At 42.5% G+C, this 19,857-nt stretch carries 19 protein-coding genes; 13 read left to right on the forward strand and 6 right to left on the reverse strand.

What is annotated here, in order from left to right; genetic code table 11:
• The first annotated feature begins 67 nt into the window (after positions 1-67).
• The 5 genes from NY014_RS11435 (at position 68) to acs (ending at position 5,990) form a co-directional block, all read left to right on the forward strand.
• Positions 68-1,135, forward strand: a complete 1,068-nt coding sequence (locus NY014_RS11435; RefSeq protein ID WP_259414884.1) for an FAD:protein FMN transferase — start codon at positions 68-70, stop codon at positions 1,133-1,135.
• A gap of 94 nt (positions 1,136-1,229) precedes the next feature.
• Positions 1,230-1,973, forward strand: a complete 744-nt coding sequence (locus tag NY014_RS11440) for a ZIP family metal transporter (RefSeq protein WP_135071916.1) — start codon at positions 1,230-1,232, stop codon at positions 1,971-1,973.
• Between the two features lie 123 nt (positions 1,974-2,096).
• Positions 2,097-2,363, forward strand: a complete 267-nt coding sequence (locus NY014_RS11445; protein ID WP_135071914.1) for a DUF4212 domain-containing protein — start codon at positions 2,097-2,099, stop codon at positions 2,361-2,363.
• 11 nt (positions 2,364-2,374) lie between these two features.
• Complete coding sequence (locus tag NY014_RS11450; RefSeq protein ID WP_259414715.1) at positions 2,375-4,060, forward strand: sodium:solute symporter family protein; 1,686 nt, start codon at positions 2,375-2,377, stop codon at positions 4,058-4,060.
• Between the two features lie 37 nt (positions 4,061-4,097).
• A complete protein-coding gene (gene acs, locus NY014_RS11455) occupies positions 4,098-5,990 on the forward strand; it encodes an acetate--CoA ligase (RefSeq protein ID WP_259414716.1) in 1,893 nt (630 codons plus the stop codon).
• Between the two features lie 32 nt (positions 5,991-6,022).
• On the opposite strand, the gene NY014_RS11460 is transcribed toward acs, so the two are convergent.
• Positions 6,023-6,196, reverse strand: coding sequence for a hypothetical protein (locus NY014_RS11460; protein WP_259414717.1), 174 nt, complete (start codon positions 6,194-6,196; stop codon positions 6,023-6,025).
• Between the two features lie 97 nt (positions 6,197-6,293).
• Here NY014_RS11460 and NY014_RS11465 point away from each other — a divergent pair, with 97 nt between their 5' ends.
• Together NY014_RS11465 and NY014_RS11470 are read left to right on the forward strand one after the other, a co-directional pair.
• The gene (locus tag NY014_RS11465) at positions 6,294-8,228 is read left to right on the forward strand and encodes a DUF294 nucleotidyltransferase-like domain-containing protein (RefSeq protein WP_259414718.1); all 1,935 of its coding nucleotides are present in this window, start codon (positions 6,294-6,296) and stop codon (positions 8,226-8,228) included.
• Positions 8,225-8,893 (forward strand): 3'-5' exonuclease, encoded by a 669-nt coding sequence (locus NY014_RS11470; RefSeq protein ID WP_259414719.1) that lies wholly within the window; start codon positions 8,225-8,227, stop codon positions 8,891-8,893. Before NY014_RS11465 ends, NY014_RS11470 begins: the two co-directional genes overlap by 4 nt.
• Here NY014_RS11470 and NY014_RS11475 read toward each other — a convergent pair whose 3' ends face one another.
• Positions 8,894-10,294 (reverse strand): DUF4403 family protein, encoded by a 1,401-nt coding sequence (locus NY014_RS11475; RefSeq protein WP_259414720.1) that lies wholly within the window; start codon positions 10,292-10,294, stop codon positions 8,894-8,896. It lies immediately after the preceding gene.
• 54 nt (positions 10,295-10,348) lie between these two features.
• Between NY014_RS11475 and ytxJ the strand changes: the two genes are divergently transcribed.
• The 5 genes from ytxJ to NY014_RS11500 all read left to right on the forward strand — a co-directional run bounded on the left by ytxJ (position 10,349) and on the right by NY014_RS11500 (position 16,412).
• Positions 10,349-10,684, forward strand: coding sequence for a bacillithiol system redox-active protein YtxJ (ytxJ, locus tag NY014_RS11480; protein ID WP_259414721.1), 336 nt, complete (start codon positions 10,349-10,351; stop codon positions 10,682-10,684).
• Positions 10,685-10,805: 121 nt separating this feature from the next.
• Positions 10,806-13,670: an outer membrane beta-barrel protein gene (locus NY014_RS11485; protein ID WP_259414722.1), complete on the forward strand. Its 2,865-nt coding sequence runs from the start codon at positions 10,806-10,808 to the stop codon at positions 13,668-13,670.
• 140 nt (positions 13,671-13,810) lie between these two features.
• Entirely contained in the window at positions 13,811-14,839 is a 1,029-nt protein-coding gene (pheS, locus tag NY014_RS11490; protein ID WP_259414723.1) for a phenylalanine--tRNA ligase subunit alpha, read from the forward strand.
• A gap of 178 nt (positions 14,840-15,017) precedes the next feature.
• Positions 15,018-16,019 carry a hypothetical protein gene (locus NY014_RS11495; protein WP_259414724.1) on the forward strand — a complete coding sequence of 334 codons (1,002 nt, stop codon included), beginning with the start codon at positions 15,018-15,020 and terminating at the stop codon, positions 16,017-16,019.
• A gap of 3 nt (positions 16,020-16,022) precedes the next feature.
• Positions 16,023-16,412: a hypothetical protein gene (locus NY014_RS11500; protein ID WP_259414725.1), complete on the forward strand. Its 390-nt coding sequence runs from the start codon at positions 16,023-16,025 to the stop codon at positions 16,410-16,412.
• A 45-nt stretch (positions 16,413-16,457) separates the two neighbouring features.
• Here NY014_RS11500 and rpiB read toward each other — a convergent pair whose 3' ends face one another.
• Genes rpiB through glyA form a run of 3 tightly spaced genes read right to left on the reverse strand, consistent with a single transcriptional unit; the run spans position 16,458 to position 19,050 of the window.
• Positions 16,458-16,895: a ribose 5-phosphate isomerase B gene (gene rpiB / locus NY014_RS11505; protein ID WP_135071892.1), complete on the reverse strand. Its 438-nt coding sequence runs from the start codon at positions 16,893-16,895 to the stop codon at positions 16,458-16,460.
• Between the two features lie 13 nt (positions 16,896-16,908).
• Positions 16,909-17,766, reverse strand: a complete 858-nt coding sequence (tatC, locus tag NY014_RS11510) for a twin-arginine translocase subunit TatC (protein WP_259414726.1) — start codon at positions 17,764-17,766, stop codon at positions 16,909-16,911.
• Positions 17,767-17,781: 15 nt separating this feature from the next.
• Positions 17,782-19,050, reverse strand: coding sequence for a serine hydroxymethyltransferase (gene glyA / locus NY014_RS11515; protein ID WP_259414727.1), 1,269 nt, complete (start codon positions 19,048-19,050; stop codon positions 17,782-17,784).
• Positions 19,051-19,202: 152 nt separating this feature from the next.
• On the opposite strand from glyA, the gene NY014_RS11520 reads away from it, so the two are divergent.
• Entirely contained in the window at positions 19,203-19,577 is a 375-nt protein-coding gene (locus tag NY014_RS11520) for a UDP-glucuronosyltransferase (RefSeq protein WP_259414728.1), read from the forward strand.
• Here the strand turns inward: NY014_RS11520 and NY014_RS11525 are convergent.
• Positions 19,574-19,801 carry a hypothetical protein gene (locus NY014_RS11525; RefSeq protein ID WP_259414729.1) on the reverse strand — a complete coding sequence of 76 codons (228 nt, stop codon included), beginning with the start codon at positions 19,799-19,801 and terminating at the stop codon, positions 19,574-19,576. The genes NY014_RS11520 and NY014_RS11525 overlap by 4 nt on opposite strands.
• Positions 19,802-19,857: the final 56 nt, after the last annotated feature.

Genomic DNA, 19,857 nt, shown 5'->3' on the forward strand with positions numbered 1-19,857 from the left:
TTCCAAGGCTTCAAGGAGAGGCAAGCTAAAAAATGCCCTAAATTTGAAGCAGATATTCCTACAAGCTATGCGATCCAACCAACAAAAAAACATTATTTATTCGCTTGTCCTTTTGCTTATGGTTTTGGCCGTGTACCTCTGGCGAAACCAAGGGCAAGAACCCAACGACTTCCAACAGCAGCAGGTAGCTTCTGAACAGAAGATTACCATCACCGGGCAAACGATGGGCACAACCTATCAAATTACCTATTTGGATTCGGAAGTAAGAAATTTGAAAAACTCGGTGGATTCCTTGCTGCAAATCTTTAATCAAAGTCTCTCTACCTACATTCCGGATTCGGAGATTAGCAGATTCAATCGAGAGGATAGTTTGGTATTTGAACTACCCTATTTTTCACAAGTCCTGAAAGCCTCCAAAGAAATTTATCAAAAAACTGGAGGGGCTTTTGACCCGACGGTAGGCCCTTTGGTGAATGTTTGGGGTTTTGGACCAGGTGGACCTGAATTGAAGGACTCGGTTGATATCCAGAATTTGTTGAGCAAGGTAGGTTTTGAAAAAGTGCAGTTTAATGATACGCTGGTTTATAAATTAGTAGAGGGGATCTATTTGGATTTTTCAGCTATCGCCAAAGGACAAGGGGTGGATGTGGTAGCCCAGTTTCTTGCTTCAAAAGGGCTGGAAAATTACTTGGTTGAGATTGGAGGAGAGTTGGTTGCGAGAGGAATGAATGACAAAGGTGAAATTTGGAAAGTGGGAGTCAACCGCCCAGATGAAAATTCATCTTCGTCGGATCTTTATTCCATCATTGCCCTTGATAACAAAGCGATGGCGACCTCAGGGAATTACCGCAATTTTTATGTGCGGGATTCGGTAAAGATTTCTCATACCATTAATCCCAAAACAGGCTTTCCTGTTCGACATAATTTGCTTTCTGCTACGGTGCTCGGGCCGGATTGTATGACTGCGGATGCTTTTGCCACCGCCATGATGGTAATGGGGCTTGAAAAAGCTATTGCCTTGGATGAGGAATTGGATGAGATTGAGATCTTTTTGATCTATAGCGATGAGGCAGGCAATTATCAGAGCTATGTGAGTGAAAGCTTGAAGCCTTATCTCTCCTTTATGACGGATTAAAGGAAGGGGGTTAAATAAATGCAACATTATTGAATTTTCTTACCTTTGCGGTGGTTTACAAGCAAGGCCGAAATCATAGCGGTCCTGTCAAAGCATGGTAATTAATTTCATTCTTCTCTTTTTCACAGTACTTCTGGCCGGTTCCTTGGTGTTTTTTGCGCCGGCATTTAAGGAAAGATATTTCAAGCTTTTTCTGGTTTTTGCGGGATCATACCTTTTCTCTATTACCATTTTGCATATTATTCCGGAGCTTTTTGACAATGCCTTCGATAGTGGCAAAATGGGGTTGTACATCTTGATTGGTTTCTTGCTCCAACAGCTTCTCGAATACCTATCAAGTGGGATTGAGCATGGACATATTCACTTGCCACATGGTCCCAAATCCAAGGGGGTTTTGACGGTGATGTTGGGTTTGTTTATTCATGCTTTTTTGGAGGGAACCTTGCTTTCTCATAGCTCTCTGATGGGGGAAACAGGTGGGCATGTACACAATGAAAACACCCTGCTTTTAGGAATTATATTGCACAAAGGTCCAGCTGCATTTGCCTTGGCGGCAGTTCTTTCTCAGGTACTTTCCAAGCGTTGGACTTTCATTCTTTTGGTGGTTTTTGCCCTAGCTTCTCCTTTGGGGATGATTTTGAGTACTTATATCTTCCAAAGTGGATTGTTGGAAACCAAATGGATTGGAGTGCTCTTTGGCTTAGTTTCCGGTGGCTTTTTACATATTTCCACCACCATCTTTTTTGAAAGTAGTCCCCACCATAAACTTCAGTTGAACAAGCTTTTGGTGAGTTTCTTAGCTGCTGGATTGGCTATACTTTCTGAGTTTTTACTTTAAGGAGTAGGATGAAATTTTTTTAAAAGTCCTCCTAAAATTTCAAATTTTTATATAAAAGCGGTTGGAAATCCCTAGAAGTACCTGCTACTTTATAGGATAAATGATGTTCTGACCAAATAAGCTATGCCCATCGATCCCAAACAGAAAACAAAAGTTTACTGGAAGAAGAATTTACAAACCTTGGTAGTCCTGCTATTGATCTGGTTTTTAGTCTCTTTTGGCTGTGGAATTTTGTGGGTAGAAGAGCTCAATTCCATTCAACTCGGAGGGTTTAAATTGGGCTTTTGGTTTGCTCAGCAAGGGTCAATTTATGTCTTTGTTCTGCTGATTTTTGCCTATGTGTATTGGATGAATCGGCTCGATCGGAAGTTTGATGTGGATGAAGAATAAAGCTGATTGAAATGGAAATTCTAACCTGGACATACATACTGGTAGGCCTGACATTCGCCCTTTACATTGGAATTGCGATTTGGTCTCGTGCCGGCTCAACGAAGGAATTTTACGTAGCGGGTGGAGGCGTTTCTCCCCTCGCCAATGGAATGGCAACTGCGGCAGACTGGATGTCGGCAGCTTCTTTCATTTCTATGGCGGGTTTAATCGCTTTTGCAGGATATGATGGTTCTGTCTATTTGATGGGTTGGACCGGAGGCTATGTGCTTCTAGCTCTTTTATTGGCTCCTTACCTTAGGAAATTCGGAAAATTCACCGTCCCTGACTTTGTGGGAGATCGCTACTATTCCAACACTGCACGGGTGGTAGCGGTGATTTGTGCCTTATTTATCTCCTTTGTCTATGTCGCTGGTCAAATGCGCGGAGTGGGAATTGTCTTCTCCCGTTATTTGGAAGTCCCTATCGAGTGGGGCGTGGTGATTGGGATGATCATCGTGTTTTTCTATGCGGTTTTGGGTGGAATGAAAGGAATTACTTATACCCAAGTTGCCCAATATTGTGTACTCATTTTCGCTTACATGGTTCCTGCCATTTTCATTTCCATGCAATTAACCGGGAATCCTATTCCACAATTGGGCTTTGGGGGCGAAGTGGAGGCAGGAGTATCCTTGCTGGACAAATTAGATGGAGTGCTGGATGATTCGGGATTTGCTGCCTACACAGATGGACGAAAAAGCATGACCGATATGTTCATGATCACCTTGGCATTGATGGTAGGGACTGCTGGTCTTCCTCATGTGATTGTTAGATTTTTTACTGTTCCACGGGTGAAAGATGCTCGGCTTTCTGCGGGATATGCCTTGGTATTCATTGCTATTTTGTACACAACTGCCCCGGCGGTCGCGGCTTTTGGAATCTACAATGCAATCAATAGTACCTCTGAAAAGCCTGTTTCAGAATTACCTACTTGGGTTCAAACCTGGCAGAAAACCAACCTGATCCAAGTGGATGATAAAAATGGAGATGGAATCGTTCAATACCTTCCTGACCCTAGTCAAAATGAGTTGCAGATTGACAAGGATATTATGGTTTTGGCTAGTCCTGAAATCGCCGAGCTTCCAAATTGGGTGGTCGGTCTTGTGGCTGCAGGTGCAATGGCAGCGGCCTTATCCACAGCGGCAGGATTGCTTTTGGTAATTTCGACCTCTGTCTCCCGGGATTTATTTAAGACTTTCCGGCCGGAAATCACCGAGAAGAAAGAGTTGATGATTGCACGAATAGCCGCGGCCGGTGCGGTGATTTTGGCGGGCTATTTCGGGGTTAACCCACCTGGATTTGTGGCTCAAGTCGTGGCATTTGCTTTTGGATTGGCGGCAGCATCCTTTTTTCCTGTTATCCTATTGGGTATCTTTTCTTCTCGAATAAATAAGGAAGGCGCAATTTCCGGCATGTTGGTCGGATTGGTCTTTACCTTAGGCTATATTACCTATTTCAAATTCATCAGCCCCGAGCTGAATACCGCCGAATATTGGTGGTTTGGTGTATCACCAGAAGGAATTGGCTCGATTGGGATGATTTTGAATTTTATCGTTTGTGTGGTGGTGTCCCGGTTTACGCCTGCACCGCCGGCTTCCATTCAGGAAATGATCGAAGAAATTCGAATTCCTCGGGGAGCAGGCAAAGCGATTGACCATTGATTGATTTCTATTTTAATAATAATAAACCATTTGAACCATGAGTGACCGATTACATACCCTAAGCGGCTATTTATACGAGTACCAAAAAAGCGTGAGCCAGCCAGAGGAATTTTGGGCACGAATTGCTGATTCCTTCTTTTGGAGAAAACGCTGGAATAAAACCCTGGATTGGAACTTCGAAAAACCAGATGTCAAGTGGTTTGTAAACGGTAAGCTGAACATCACCGAGAATATCTTCGAACGGCAGCTTTTTACCCATGCGAATCAGGCAGCTATCATCTGGGAGCCCAATGATCCAGAAGAAGCTACTCGTACACTGACTTATCGGGAATTGTATAAAGAAGTGAATCGATTTGCCAATGCTCTCAAATCCAAGGGTATCCAAAAAGGTGACCGGGTGATTATCTACATGCCGATGGTACCCGAAGCAGCTGTGGCTATGCTGGCCTGCGCTCGAATCGGAGCTATACATTCTGTCGTTTTTGCCGGCTTCAGCGCATCCGCCTTGGCAGATCGAATTCAAGATTGTAAAGCAAAAGCTGTTTTGACTTCAGATGGAAATTTCAGGGGAAATAAGAAAATTCCTGTAAAAGCCGTTGTGGATGAAGCCCTAGAAAAAGTAAGTGTCGAGACGGTAATCGTCTACCAAAGAACCCAACAGGAAGTGACCATGAAAGCAGGTCGAGACTTCTGGTGGCACGATGTGGTTGCCAACGAATCTACCGAAAACAAAGCCGAGGAGATGGATTCTGAGGATATGCTCTTTATTCTTTACACATCCGGATCTACAGGCAAGCCAAAAGGAGTGGTTCATACAACTGGAGGTTATATGGTTTACACCAAGTATTCCTTCGAAAATGTCTTCCAATATTCTCCAGGTGATATTTATTGGTGTACTGCTGATATTGGCTGGATTACCGGTCATTCCTACATTGTTTATGGGCCCTTATTAGCTGGCGCTACCACCCTCATGTTTGAGGGCGTGCCTACCTATCCTAATCCGGGAAGATTCTGGCAGATTGTGGAAAAGCATAAAGTCAATCAGTTTTATACTGCCCCAACAGCAATTCGAGCACTTCAGGCCTTTGGAACTGAGCCGGTAGAAGGTTATGATTTGAGTTCCTTGAAAGTCTTGGGTTCTGTAGGAGAACCGATTAATGAGGAAGCTTGGCATTGGTATCATACCCATATCGGGAAAGGACATTGTCCAATTGTAGATACTTGGTGGCAGACTGAAACAGGTGGAATTATGGTTTCCCCTTTAGCGGGAATTACACCCACCAAACCTGCCTATGCTACACTACCGCTTCCTGGTATTCAGCTTTGCATCGTGGATGCTGATGGAAAGGAGTTAACCGGAAATGGTGTGGAGGGAAATCTTTGCATCAAATTCCCTTGGCCATCCATGATTCGTACAACCTATGGAGATCATGAGCGATGCAGGAATACCTATTTCTCTACCTATAAGGGCATGTATTTTACAGGAGATGGTGTGAAGCGGGATCATGATGGCTATTACCGTATCCTCGGACGTGTAGATGATGTGATTAATGTTTCTGGTCATAGAATGGGAACTGCTGAGGTTGAAAATGCCATCAACGAGCATCCATTGGTGATTGAATCTGCAGTGGTGGGCTATCCCCACGAAGTCAAAGGTCAAGGAATCTATGCCTATGTGATCTGCGATATGAAAAATCGAACGGAGGAAAATCTGGTCAATGAGATTAAGGATACGGTTTCTAAGATTATTGGTCCAATCGCCAAACCGGATAAGATTCAGATTGTACCGGGATTGCCAAAAACCCGTTCAGGAAAAATCATGCGTAGAATTCTTCGCAAAGTTGCAGAAGGAATCACCGAAAATATGGGTGATACCAGTACGTTGCTTGATCCGGAAGTAGTCAATCAGATTATTCAGGGAAGGAAATAAAATATAAAGGGGCTGGATTTCTAGCTCCTTTTCTAGTCTTTGGGAGAGGAGTCCTCTTCCTCTGCATCAAGTTCAATGGAAGAAACAATTGAAACCGGAGAATCCATTTCCTGCTTGTAGAAATTATGAACACCAACCATAAAAGCGACAATCAAGGCCCATAGGAGCCTTCTAATTGGTCGGATGAATTGGGAAAATGATTTCATTTAAATAATTTGAAGCAAGTCAAGTACAAAAAGTTAACCAAATAAATTTTTGCCAGTTTGGCAGAAAAAATTCCAAAATACCCTCTTTCCTTTTCCAATGAGTAATGTCATCATCAATCGCGTGGCAGAGTTTCTTCGGAGACATCCTCCTTTTTCCTTTTTGGAAGAAGAGGATTTGTTGGGAATTGCCAGGGCGGTTGTAATCAGTTATTTGGCGAAGGATGAAGTTCTTTTCCGCAAAGGAGATCCGGCAAATCCCCATTTTTTTATTCTAAAAGAAGGACAGATTCTTTTACAGGAAGATGGAGAAATCCGTGAATACTGTGATGTAGGGGACCTTTTTGGGGTATTGGCATTGCTTGGTAAAAGGCCTTATGTTTTGGATGCTGTGGCGGGAGAAAACTCCCTCGTTTATGCAGTTCCTGTAGAGGAATTTGAAAAACTTCTCCAAAAGAATCCAAAGGTTTCCTTGTATTTCGCTGCTGGTTTTGCAGCGGGGCAGGTAGTTTTTCGTACGGATTTGGGCCAGGGGCAAAAAGCTAGAGAAGTTTTCAGCCGAAATGAACAGGATCATTCTTTATTGATTTTTTCCGGCCAAAGTACCATTCAAATCACCAAGAATGTCCTCACTTGCTCTCCTTCGGATTCAGTCCAAGAAGCAGCTAAGCGAATGGATAAACAGCAGGTGAGTAGCATTGTCATTTGCGATGAGTCGGACTTTCCAATCGGTATACTAACGGATAAAGATTTGCGCAGTAAGGTTTTGGCAAAGGGGCTTTCTCCTAGTCAGCCTGTTTCGGAGATCATGTCCTCTCCGGTCATCACCAAGAAACCTGATAGTGATTTTTCAGAGCTGTATCTCAGCATGATTAAGAATCGGCTTCATCACTTGGTCCTGACAGAAGATGGAACACCCAAAAGTCGGGTCTGTGGGATTTTTTCGGATCATGATGTGCTGCTTTCCATGGGGAATTCACCGGCAGTATTGATCCATGCTCTAATCAATGCAAAAAGCAGTGAAGAAATGGGGCAGATTCGTGATCGAGCCGAAACCATGCTTCGATACTACTTAGAGAATGAAGTCTCTATGGATTTTGTGGCGGGAGTTATGACCGAAATCAATGATGTGATCATTCAGCAGGCCATTGATGAAGGACAAAAGCAATTGCTTCCGGATTTTCCGGAATTTGAAGTTGTTCCATTTGCTTTTTTATCTATGGGTTCAGAAGGTAGAGAAGAGCAGCTATTGCGAACCGATCAGGACAATGCTTTAGTCTATGGGGACGTTCCCGATAAACTGAAGGAAAAAGCGAAAGATTATTTCTTGCACCTGGGGACCTACGTTGTAGAGACCCTTTTGACCTGCGGCTTTGCTTCCTGTCCGGGAGAAATCATGGCTTCCAATCCCAAATGGGTTTTGCCAATATCGTCTTGGAAGGCACAATTTTCTGAGTGGATTCTTCATCCAAACCCAGAAGCCTTGATGAAATCCTCCATCTTTTTTGATTTCCGGGTAGTGAAAGGGAGCCGATCTTTGGGTGATGAGTTGAGTAATCACATCTTCGATGAGATCAAGAAGAAACCTATTTTTCTCAATTTCTTAGCCCAGAATGCCTTGCAAAACCCGCCTCCTTTGGGCTTCTTCCGCAATTTTTTGGTGGAGAAATCGGGTGAGCATCGCGATCAGTTTGACATCAAAGCCAGAGCCATGTTGCCTTTGACGGACTTAGCTCGCTTGCTTATTTTATACCATGGAATTCCAGGAGTCAACAATACCTTCAAGCGCTTTGAAAAATTGGCGGAGATTGAACCCAACTATACGGAATTGTTCACTCAGGCAGGAAAAGCCTATGAAATATTGATGCGTATGCGGGCCTTGGAAGGCTTGCAGCAAAATTCCAGCGGGAGATTTATCGCCCCTGAAAAATTGGGAAAAATCCAGCGGCATTTGCTTAAAAACTCCTTTGCTCCAATTCAGGAGCTCCAAGAAATCGTTCAGGTTCGTTTTCAATTGGATTATTTTCGATCATGAGTTGGTGGCCCTTTCGATCTGAATCCAAAAAGCAGGATTTTGTAGAAGAATACCTTAGCCTTTTTGAAAAATCTATTCCGGGTATTCGGAAGATTTCCCAATTGGGTTTTGTGGTTTTGGATACGGAAACAACTGGTCTAGATCCCAAAAATGATTATGTGATTTCTTTTGGAGCAATCAAGATCCAAAAGGGGAAAATCCTTGTTGAAACCGCTATCGAATGCTACCCTGAGTCCCCAAAGGAAGGTGGAGAAACGGCCAATATTCATGGATTGGTTCAAAGGGAAAACCTGCTTAAGCCAAAAGCATTTTCTCAAAAGCTATTAGAATACATAGGCCCTTCGATTTTGGTGGGACATCATTTGAATTTTGACTTGGAAATGCTTCAAAAGATTTGTAGCTCCTCAGGACTTAAGAACTTTCTGAATCAAAGCCTCGATACCTTAGAATTAGCAGTTAGACTGGAGCATGGACCTCATGTGAATTGGCAGCAGATTCCTATGAAGGAATACAGTTTGGATGCTCTCTGTGAGCGCTATCAAATTCCAAGCGATGATCGTCATACGGCAGGAGGAGACGCTTTTTTGACCGCTCAGCTTTTATTGAAATTGTTGAAAGTGGCTGAGAAAAAAGGAATAAGCAACTATCAGCAATTGTTTCGCTGACTATTTCCAAATCACTTCAATTTCACCATCAGCTTGGATATGAATTCGCAATTGGTCTTTCAAAGGATAAAACCCGTTTGGACTTAATGTCAAATTTTTGACTTTTAAATCTGCTAAGGGAGTTTGTAAGCTCAGTCTATCGGAAAAGGACTCGGAAGTAGAAAGAAGTAATTCTTCAAGAGGGAAAACCGCCTCTGCTTCTATTCTGCGGATTATTTTACGCTTTTTCACAGCAACAGCCCATTTGGCTTTGGCATTATCACTGATCAGTTTAAAGTTGAGATCGGATACTTTTAGCTCTTGTGATCGTGCATCGAATTCCGGCTTCCCCACCACAAATAGCTCTCCCTCAATTTCTTCCCCGTTGTTTCGTATAGCCTTGAAGTCCATTTCGATTTTGAGCAATTCTCCAAATCCACCTGTCTTAAAATTTGAAAGTTCCATCAAGGTCTTTCTATCCACCCGAACGGATTTGTTTCCCAAAAAACTTTCCAGCTCCTGATCGATGGTGGAATAGTCAATACTCAAAGGAAGTAAAGCCTGAAGTAGGTTTTCATCTGAGGGATTGGGACTCAAATCGGGTAGCGGAAAAGCTCGGGATGGCATTGCATCCGACGGGTGGGATTGGATTATTCCTTGAAGGCCTAGACGCAAGCCAAGTTGGTTTTCACCAGCTAAAATCTCTTCGAAATTGACTTCTTGAGGTTGAATTGAAAATCCAAGTTCCTGCCCTTCCCAACTTACGGTAAAGGGTTTGCCCACCTGCTCCCAAAGTAAATTGACCCAAGGTTTCAACGGAGCCAATTCATTTTCAGGGCCTAGGTTTTGGGCAGCCCATTGATTGATCTGTTTTTCAAGGGTGCCAGATAAATCTACCCCCATTCCAAGCACCTCCAATTTCAATTCGCCCCCAAGGTCCAAAAGCTCAAAATCCTCTAGGTATAGAGCCCAATTTTCCTTGACTTCTGGATTTATCAAAAAGGAAGGCGCTAGTTCTCGATTAATGGGAACTCTTCGACGAAATAAGTTACCCAATCCTCCCTGCTGCAATCCAAATTCCCCTTCAATTTGTAAAGGAACTGTTAATTTCAAGCGCTCATCATCCAAAGAAGCCCATTGGATTTTTCCATTTCGACGTATTTCCAAGTCTCCTTCTATTCCATTTCCAAACTGCATATTTTCCTCTTGAACCAGGGTTTGGGGAACTTGAGAATTGATCAGCCTATCCAAGGTTTTTGCAGGCATTTGTGTGGCTAGGTTCACTTGAGAATTTGCCTTAGGAACGACCGGACTTGGACCGGGAGAAGTAATATCCAGGCTTTTGCAGGAATAAAACAAAAACAGGGAACTAAATAAGTAAAGGGTGTATTTTTGCAAATGAATTGCGTTTGAATTATTCATGAATCAAATCTAGGCTGATTAGAAAAGCTGAGGCTAAAATTAAGATCATAACGTATGAATTGGCAAAAACTGACCCAAGTTGAGCAAATTGAGGAAATAAAGAGGCAAAGTATGGATCGGCCTGTCCTGATTTTTAAGCATAGTACGCGTTGCTCTATAAGCAGTATGTCTTTGGATCGGCTTACTCGGAATTGGCAAAGTGAGGATGATGAAAAAGTGACTGCCTTTTTTTTGGATCTGATTTCATATCGAGACCTATCCAATCAAGTAGCTCGAGAGTTTGGAGTGCCTCACCAATCTCCGCAGGTGATTTTGGTGAAAGAAGGGCAAGTGGTTTATGAGGACAGTCATTTTGGAATCTCTTATCAGGGAATTATGAGTAGGATTTGAGGGAAAATCAAATTAGAATTTTGCCATTTATCCTTCAAATTCTCCATTCTTATTTTTTAGTAAATCCGAATTAAACCTTCCCCTTTGTCAATGAGTCAAAGAAGCTGAACTTTGTCTTTCTATGAAAAATTATTCAGTATTCTTTTTATTGGTTTTCAGCTTATTAGCAGCGCAACCTGTTTTAGCGCAACGAAACCAAAGTGGAGACCGTCCTGAGCGAAAACTTACCGGTATCGTTATGGATGGTACGATCAATAAGCCCATGGTGGGGGCCAATGTACAAATCAAGACCCTTGCGGATTCCCTACTTCGTGGAACAGTCACAGACGGTCAGGGAAAATTTGAACTTGTGCGGCCTGACATCCCACAAGTGAAAATCGAAATCACCTTCATTGGCTATCAGAAAATTTCCAAAGTACACAGCCTTCGTGATCCAAGTGATCTGGGAACCTTCGTGCTTCTCGAAGACACCAAGGAACTTGGAGAAGTTTTGATTGAGGGCCAAGTTCCAGTAGGTGAGCAGCGAGGTGATACGACTTCCTTCAATGCCAATGCTTTCAAAACCATGGAAAATGCACAGGCGGAGGATTTGATTCGAAAAATGCCGGGCATTACCATGCAGGGAGGTCAGTTGCAGGCGCAAGGTGAGGCTGTTCAACGAGTCCTGGTGGATGGAAGAGAATTCTTCGGTTCGGACCCAAGTATTGCTTTGCGAAACTTGCCTGCCGATGCGATCGAGCGAGTGGAAGTTTTGGATCAACGTTCAGATCAAAGCCGATTGACAGGATTTGACGACGGAAATTATACCAAGACGATTAATATCATTTTGAGAGAGGATCGAAAAAATGGTCAATTCGGAAGGGTCTATGCGGGCTATGGTACCGATGACCGCTATTCGGCTGGAGGAAGCTTAAACTTCTTCAGTGGAGATAGGCGCTTTTCGATTTTAGGTCTGACCAATAATGTCAATCAGCAAAACTTCTCCTCTCAGGACTTAGCGGGAGTTACTGCCAATTCCTCAGGAGGAGGTAGAGGTGGATTCCGTGGAGGCGGTGGTCGATGGGGAGGCGGAGGAAACAACTTCTTCGTCGGAAATGATATTGGTATCATTCAGACCAATGCCATTGGTCTTAATTACAGTGATAAATGGGGTAAAAAAGTCAATGTAACCGGAAGTTATTTCTTCAATAATACCAATAATACCCTACAGCAAATTACGAATGAGGAGCGGATTATTTCTGAGACGCAAAGCCAGTTTTATCAAGAAAACCTGATCAATAGTGTAGATAATTACAACCACCGAGCTAATGCTCGAATCGAGGCTGATTTGAATGAAAAGAACAGCATCATTATCACACCAAGTCTTTCATTCCAAACCAACAAAACCTTTAGTGACCGGGATGCATTGACTTTGGGAAATGCAGGTGATTCGCTTTCTGCCCTAAGATCCATTTCGGATGCAGAAACCAAGGCATTTAATGTGTCAAACAATATCACTTATCGCTATAAATTCGACAAACCAAGAAGAACACTTTCTACAGATATCTCTACCACTTGGAATAATCGTGACCAATTATCCGATTTGACGGCAGCGAGTAGGGATTACAATAGAAATTTATTGGATACCACCATTCAGAGGACAGACGCCTTGAATGACGGATTTAATTATCGGGTGAACGTCACCTTGACCGAACCATTGGGTGAGAAAGCCATGGGTACCTTTGGTTACCAAGTCTCCAACAATAAGACCATGGCGGATCAAAAAACCCGGGTTTTCAATGATGAAAACCTGCCTGTTTTGGATACCGCATTGAGTAATGAGTTTAATAACAAATTCATCACACAGCGTCTTCGAAGTGGCTATGCTTACAATAACAACGGATATAGCATCAATCTAAACTTGGATTATCAGTTTGCCCGTTTGGACAATGAGGCATTCTTCCCAACTGAGGGTGTTTTCAAGCGTGATTTCAACAATATCCTTCCTAGTGCGAACATCAATTACAGAAATCGGGAGACAGGATTTTCTTGGAGAATTCGTTACCGCACAGATACAGATGAGCCTAGTGTAAGTGAGCTTCAAAATGTGATCAATAACCAAAACCCGCTAAACTTAAGGGTAGGTAATCCAAACCTTGGGCAGAGTTATAATCACAATATCTTCGCGAATATCGCTAAGGTGAACCTGGAGAAATCTAAGACCTTCTTCACCTTTATCAACTATTCGGCAACAAGCAATTTTATCGGTAATAGCACTTTCGTCGCAACACAGGATACACTGATCAATGGAGAAGTGCTTCTTCGTCCGGGTGGACAGATTTCTCAGCCGGTCAACTTGGATGGAAACTGGAGAGTTCGAGCTTTTGCAACCTACGGAATGCCAATTCCTAAGTTGAAGTTACAGTTCAATACAAATACCAGATTAGGCTTTAATCGTACTCCAGGTATGATCAATGGTGAGAAAAACCTCAACGATAATATTGACATTAGTCAAGGAATCACCCTTAGCTCCAACATCAGTAAGAATGTGGATTTCTCGGTAAGTACGACTGGTACTTATACTATCGTAAACTCCAGCTTGCAAGCCAATTTGGATCAAAACTATTACATCCAAGAATCTAACATTCGCCTGTATTTCTCTCCAAACAATGGAAAGCTCTTCGTAGGAAATAACATCAACAACATGTTGTATAGTGGACTTTCAGAAGGGTTTGACCAGTCAGTTTGGCTTTGGAATATAGAGGGTGGCTTCCGTTTTGCGAAAAATAACAAAGCCGAGTTGAAGGTCGTGATCTTTGATTTGCTGAACCAAAATAACAGCATCAGCAGAACGATTTCTGATGTGGCGATTACTGACGTGTTTACTAATGTCTTGACCCGCTATGGCATGCTGACCTTCACTTATATCATTGGTAACTTCAAGGAGCCAGAACCAGATGATAGTCCATGGAGAAGAATGCGTCCAGGAGGAGGAAGAACCTGGTAATAATCCAAAAAACCATTAAAATAGAAGTAGCCTAGGTTGAAAAATCTGGGCTATTTTCTTTTTCAAGAGTAACTTCTGCCATTTACACCTCTTCAAAAACTTAAAAATTGTAGCTTTGTGGCTTTAGAAAGGAAATATCCATGCATCAGGAAAAAATTGAAGCGATAAAAGCTGCCATCGCGGCGGCTGATGCCCAAAATGCAGATGAGTTAGAGGCCTATCGAATGAAGTTCATCTCCAAAAAAAGTGTGGTAGGTGAACTTTTTGCTGCCATGGGTCAAATCCCCAATGAAGAGAAACGTGCTTACGGCCAATTGGTCAACAGCGTAAAGCAACTCGCAGAAGCTAAGTTCCAGGAGCTTATTGAGAAGGTAAATACTGCCAATAAAAAAGCAAAATCAGCTGATCTGGATTTGACACTTCCTCCTTCCAATCATGCGATTGGGGGAATCCATCCATTGACTGCTACCCGTCAGCGCATCATTGAGATTTTTGAACGCATCGGATTCAATCTTTCTGAAGGCCCGGAAATCGAAGACGACTGGCATAATTTCACGGCTTTGAATTTCCCAGAAAATCACCCTGCGCGAGAAATGCAGGATACCTTCTTTATCGAGAAGAATCCGGATATCGCGCTTCGGACACACACCTCATCTGTGCAGGTTCGAGTGATGGAAAATCAAAAACCACCGATCCGAACGCTTTCCCCGGGTAGAGTGTACCGGAATGAAGCTATCTCTGCCCGTGCTCACTGTATTTTCCACCAAGTGGAAGGATTATATGTGGATGAAAATGTAGGTTTTGCGGATTTGAAGAACACGCTTTATCACTTCGCCAAGGAAATGTTTGGTAAAGGTACCAAAGTGCGTTTCCGTCCTTCTTTCTTCCCTTTCACCGAACCAAGTGCAGAGATTGATATTTCCTGTCTGCTATGTGGAGGAGCAGGCTGTAATGTTTGTAAAGGAACAGGCTGGGTTGAAATCGGAGGTTCTGGAATGGTAGATCCTCATGTCCTAGAAAATTGTGGTATCGATTCCAAAAAGTTTACGGGCTTTGCTTTCGGAATGGGTATTGAACGAATTGCCATGCTGAAGTATCAGATCAAGGATTTACGCTTGTTTACCGAAAATGATGTCCGGTTTTTAAAGCAGTTTCGATCGATTCTTTAGAGCTTAAATTCAGCATAAACTATCAATCCCCGCTTGATTCAAACAGGCGGGGATTTTTCTTTTTTGGTTTTTGAATATGGTTTATCCTAAGTTGATCAGCTAGGATTTTTCCTAAAATCGTCTATTTTGCATTAGGGTTAATTATTTGAAACCTACTGAAAAATAACCTTCTAGCGCTATGAAAAAGATTTTTTTGATGGCATTGATCGGCAGCGTACTTCTAAGCTGCAGCCAGAAAAATCAAGAAGTTGAAGAGCAGGAAAACCCTGCTGAAATTGTCGCTGAATCACCTGATGAGTCGCAATCATCTGTTTTTGGAAACTATGTCGATGAGGGCTATGCACAACGCGATCAAGGGTATGATTGGGTATCAGTAGCAGTCAAGCCCGGAAAGGATGGTAGCATTTCCATTTCCGTACGATCTAGAGCCGATCGAAAAAAACCAACCTGTACCTATGACACCAAAGCCTACCCCTTATCCGAAAATCAATACCCAAGCTATCAGGATGGGAAGCAGATTGTTTTTTCTTTTCAGGATGGAAGCCTTCAAATATCCACAGAGAATGCAGCAGATAATGGAATTTTATCCTTCTTCTGTAGTGGAGGAGCTACGCTGGAAGGAACGTATCAAAAGATTGATGGAGAATTGGATACGGAACAAATTGACCCTACGCTTTTTTCCAAAGTGTTAAATCTTCAAGGAATAGGCTTCAATGTGACTTCAGTAAAGGAGGAAGATGCGACCAAGTTAACGGTCTTTACTTTTGGCTTGAAAGAGCAGGAATACAATGAATCCTTTGACCTGGTTGGCGAACAAGTTGTGGATGCAGAAGTAGAAGACCTAGATTCGGATGGCTCCCCGGAATTGATGGTTTACACGGTTTCAGATGGAAGCGGTAGCTATGGGAATGTGTATGGTTTCTCAGTAAACAATCTAAAATCCATGAGTCAGGTGTATTTTCCCCCCACTTCTGAAAACCCAGATATCAGTCAGGGCTATATGGGACATGATGAATTTGCTTTGGTTGAAACTCGCCTTGTTCAGCGATTTCCTATCTATTTGGAAGGCGATTCCAATGCAAATCCTACAGGTGGGATACGACAAGTTTCATACAAACTGATTCCCGGTGAGGCTATGAAAAAGTTTGATGTTGATCAGGTTAATGAATTTGAAAAATAAACAATGAAATCACTATTTAATGACCGCTATTCTCTTCTTGTCATATTCTTAGGAATAATCGCCGCAGGCTTTGTTCATTGGCCAATTCCTTATAAGGAGGTCATTATGTCTAGCCAGCCATATATTTTGAAGATGGGGATTGCTGGTATTGTTGTTGGAGTGATTGGTGGAATATTAAAAAAGAAAGCACCTCTCAACACTGCTGTACTAGTTTCCCTTGGTTTTGCACTTGCAATCTTTTTCCGAGTGGTTTATGATTCTTTTGCATTAGGACCTACCTATCATAACCTTTGGCCCTTTGAGATTTTATTTATTGAAATAATTGCCTTCCCTTCTTCCTTATTGGGAGCTGGAGTAATGAGCTTGATTAACAAGTTCATCATTAAAAATTAGACCATCGTAAAACCTTGTTAAAGAAAAAAATAGCCTGTGGATCGATTAACCACAGGCTATTTTATTAACTCGGTTTTTGTGACGTCCACCTTCGAAATCTGTAGTAAGGAAGGTTTCCACCATATTTTCGGTATCTTGAAAATTGACAAATCTCGCAGGTATTGCGATTACATTGGCATTGTTGTGTCGTCTAGCCAAGGAAGCTAAAGCAGTATTCCAGCAAAGAGCAGCACGAATTCCCTGATGTTTGTTTGCTGTCATAGCTACGCCGTTTCCGCTTCCACAAATTACAATTCCTTGGTCAAACTCTCCCTTTTCGATCGCAGTACAAAGGGGATGAACATAATCTGGATAGTCTACCGAAGCATCAGAGAAAGGACCAAAATCCTTCACCTCATATCCCTGCTTTTTGAGCTTTTCGACTAACATTTCCTTGTACTCAAAGCCGGCATGGTCCCCGCCGATTGCAATTCTCTTCGCCATGTGTTTATAAGTTTTAATCGTTTTCTTCTTCTCTTTCCCGCTCGTATTCAGCTTCCTTCAATGCTCGTTTCTTTTCTAGTCGCTTTGCAATGTTGATTCCTGCTTCATAAAGCACCAAAATAGGCATTGCAATAAGCAATTGGCTGATCACGTCAGGAGGAGTAATGACTGCTGCCAAAACCAAAATCACGACAATCGCATGACGCCGGTAAGTTCGCAGCATTCCTGATGTTACCAATCCTGACATGGAGAGGAAATAAATGACCACAGGAAGTTGGAACATAATGGCCGAAGCCAAAACCAACATGGTCAATGTAGTAACATATGATGTAATGTCAAATTCATTCAGAATGGAAGGGTCCAACTGGTAGTTGGACAAGAAGTTGATAGAAAGCGGCGAAAGGATGTAATATCCGAATGCTGCTCCCAAGAAGAAAAGCAAACTCACAAAGAATACTGCTCCACGGGCAGCTTGCTTTTCCTGGTCATAGAGTCCCGGACTGATAAATCGCCAAACTTCCCAAAAAACATAAGGAAAGGCGACAATGAATCCCACCACAAAACTGGATGTCATGTGCATGGAAAACTGTCCGGTCATCTGACGGCTTTGTATGGTGAAGGGAAGTTCATCAATGCAAAGAGCCGGCATATTTACAAAGCTGGACAAATCACAAAGAACCCGATAGGTAAAGAAGTCTATCTTCGAAGGTCCTAGGATAACTATCCCGAATACAATACTCTTGGCTAAGAATGCAATGACTGAAAAGATCAAAATGGCAGCGATGGAGCGCAATAAATGCCAGCGCAAAGCTTCCAAATGATCCAGGAAGGACATACCTTCCTCTTCTTCTTGATATTGGTCTAATGCCACTTTACTAGTTTCAGATTAGTATAAAGGAAATTGAACCATCCATTCATTTACTTCGCCTCGGATTTGATTCAAGACAACCTCGTCGGAATGATTCATCAAGGCTTTGTCAATCAATCTTACAATTTTGCGCATATCGCCTTCTTTGAGGCCACGTGTCGTTACTGCCGCAGTACCTACGCGCATTCCGGAAGTCACAAATGGGGATTTGTTATCAAAAGGCACCATATTTTTATTGATGGTGATATCTACTTTACCTAGAGTCTCTTCGGCAAGCTTTCCAGTGATATCCTTGTTTCGGAGGTCAATCAGCATCAAGTGATTATCAGTTCCTCCTGAAATCAATTTGTATCCCAAGTTGACGAATTCTTCCGCCATCACAGCTGCATTCTTTTTCACCTGCACTATGTAATGCATGTATTCGTCAGAAAGAGCCTCTTGGAAAGCAACTGCTTTCGCTGCGATAATATGCTCCAATGGACCACCTTGTGTACCTGGGAAAACACCCATATCTAGTAGAGAAGACATTTTTCTAATTTCTCCTTTCGGAGTAGTCAAGCCCCATGGATTATCAAAATCTTCCCGCATCATAATCAAACCTCCGCGTGGTCCACGCAAGGTTTTGTGTGTGGTGGTGGTTACAATATGACAAAATTCCAAAGGATCATTCAAAAGACCTCTAGCAATCAATCCTGATGGATGGGAAATATCAGCAAGTAAAATGGCATCTACTTGGTCTGCTATGTCACGAAGTCGCTCATAATCCCAATCTCGTGAATAAGCAGAAGCTCCGCAGATAATCATTTTTGGCTTTACTTCCAGTGCTTTTGCTTCAACCTTGTCGTAATTGATGACTCCGGTATCTTCCTCTACACCATAAAAATGTGGATCATAAAGTTTTCCTGAGAAATTCACTGGAGAACCATGGGTCAAGTGACCACCATGAGCAAGATCAAAGCCCAAAATCGCATCACCTGGCTTGAGACACGCAAGCATCACGGCAGCATTAGCCTGAGCTCCTGAGTGAGGTTGTACGTTAGCCCAAGTTGCTCCGAAGAGCTCTTTAGCCCTATCAATAGCGATTTGCTCGATCTCATCTACTACTTCACAGCCACCATAGTAGCGCTTTTTAGGAAGACCTTCCGCATATTTATTGGTCAAGACACTTCCTGCAGCTTCCATGACTTGCTTGCTGGTGAAGTTTTCAGAAGCAATCAATTCGATTCCTCGCTTTTGTCTGTCTTCTTCTCTGTTGATGAGGTCAAATACAACCGTATCTCTTTTCATAATCAAGTGGTTTGAAAGCCTAGCTGTAGCAAAAAACAGAAAAGGCCTATGCTAAATGAAGTCCAAAAATAGCCCGAAAGTCCTTATTATCCAATGTGGATTGGAATTGAAATTTGAGGAAAGAAAAAGGTGAAATTTCCTAATTTCGGGAAATGATTGATTTCAAATTTCGACCTGACAATTACTTCTCGGAAGGCACCAATTCTGTCCTTTTGGTGCGCCTACACTATCCGGAGAGTCAATGGGGAGAACAAATCAGTATCTATGCTCATGAAATCGATCGGATGATTCACCTCGAGGCTGTCGATTTCTATGGAAATGACTACATGCTTTATCCTTCCAAAGTGGATGAGCCGATGAATTTGGAGGATTTAATCTATTTGATTGAAGGTATGCAGGTCAATCAAGATTCCTGGGAAGGAAAAATGGAATTGGTCTTGGATGGAATCCCGGAGGCGAGTAGTTCTTTTTATCCAGAACTTGAAAAATACTTTTCAGAAAAGCGGAAAAACTTCGGTTTGGATTAGAAATCCAAATGTTCCTGTCTCTGATTTCTCAACCCTTGATTCCGAAACCAGTATTCATAAGTTTCGAATTGTAGGCAATCCTTCAAAAGAATTCCTTGATAAGTGAGATTCTTCAATGAACCGGTTGGAAGCCAAGATTTCAACTTCTTGGCCTGCTCGCTTTGTAACTGGGATAATTGTATCCAGTACTTATTATCGATAAGGATAGGTATTAGTTTTTTCATAGGCCATTTTCCTTTTGGCAAAAGTATCCTGATTATCAGCCTGCTACAATGATGCC

The sequence above is a fragment of the Algoriphagus limi genome (assembly GCF_024919275.1).
GTDB classification, from domain to species: Bacteria; Bacteroidota; Bacteroidia; order Cytophagales; family Cyclobacteriaceae; genus Algoriphagus; species Algoriphagus limi.

Bases quoted from the DNA above. Each gene is read 5' to 3' on its own strand.
- NY014_RS11435 (WP_259414884.1), top strand. From the start codon at position 68: ATGCGATCCAACCAACAAAAAAACATTATTTATTCGCTTGTCCTTTTG.
- NY014_RS11440 (WP_135071916.1), top strand. From the start codon at position 1,230: ATGGTAATTAATTTCATTCTTCTCTTTTTCACAGTACTTCTGGCCGGT.
- NY014_RS11445 (WP_135071914.1), top strand. From the start codon at position 2,097: ATGCCCATCGATCCCAAACAGAAAACAAAAGTTTACTGGAAGAAGAAT.
- NY014_RS11450 (WP_259414715.1), top strand. From the start codon at position 2,375: ATGGAAATTCTAACCTGGACATACATACTGGTAGGCCTGACATTCGCC.
- acs (WP_259414716.1), top strand. From the start codon at position 4,098: ATGAGTGACCGATTACATACCCTAAGCGGCTATTTATACGAGTACCAA.
- NY014_RS11460 (WP_259414717.1), bottom strand. From the start codon at position 6,196: ATGAAATCATTTTCCCAATTCATCCGACCAATTAGAAGGCTCCTATGG.
- NY014_RS11465 (WP_259414718.1), top strand. From the start codon at position 6,294: ATGAGTAATGTCATCATCAATCGCGTGGCAGAGTTTCTTCGGAGACAT.
- NY014_RS11470 (WP_259414719.1), top strand. From the start codon at position 8,225: ATGAGTTGGTGGCCCTTTCGATCTGAATCCAAAAAGCAGGATTTTGTA.
- NY014_RS11475 (WP_259414720.1), bottom strand. From the start codon at position 10,294: ATGAATAATTCAAACGCAATTCATTTGCAAAAATACACCCTTTACTTA.
- ytxJ (WP_259414721.1), top strand. From the start codon at position 10,349: ATGAATTGGCAAAAACTGACCCAAGTTGAGCAAATTGAGGAAATAAAG.
- NY014_RS11485 (WP_259414722.1), top strand. From the start codon at position 10,806: ATGAAAAATTATTCAGTATTCTTTTTATTGGTTTTCAGCTTATTAGCA.
- pheS (WP_259414723.1), top strand. From the start codon at position 13,811: ATGCATCAGGAAAAAATTGAAGCGATAAAAGCTGCCATCGCGGCGGCT.
- NY014_RS11495 (WP_259414724.1), top strand. From the start codon at position 15,018: ATGAAAAAGATTTTTTTGATGGCATTGATCGGCAGCGTACTTCTAAGC.
- NY014_RS11500 (WP_259414725.1), top strand. From the start codon at position 16,023: ATGAAATCACTATTTAATGACCGCTATTCTCTTCTTGTCATATTCTTA.
- rpiB (WP_135071892.1), bottom strand. From the start codon at position 16,895: ATGGCGAAGAGAATTGCAATCGGCGGGGACCATGCCGGCTTTGAGTAC.
- glyA (WP_259414727.1), bottom strand. From the start codon at position 19,050: ATGAAAAGAGATACGGTTGTATTTGACCTCATCAACAGAGAAGAAGAC.
- NY014_RS11520 (WP_259414728.1), top strand. From the start codon at position 19,203: ATGATTGATTTCAAATTTCGACCTGACAATTACTTCTCGGAAGGCACC.
- NY014_RS11525 (WP_259414729.1), bottom strand. From the start codon at position 19,801: ATGAAAAAACTAATACCTATCCTTATCGATAATAAGTACTGGATACAA.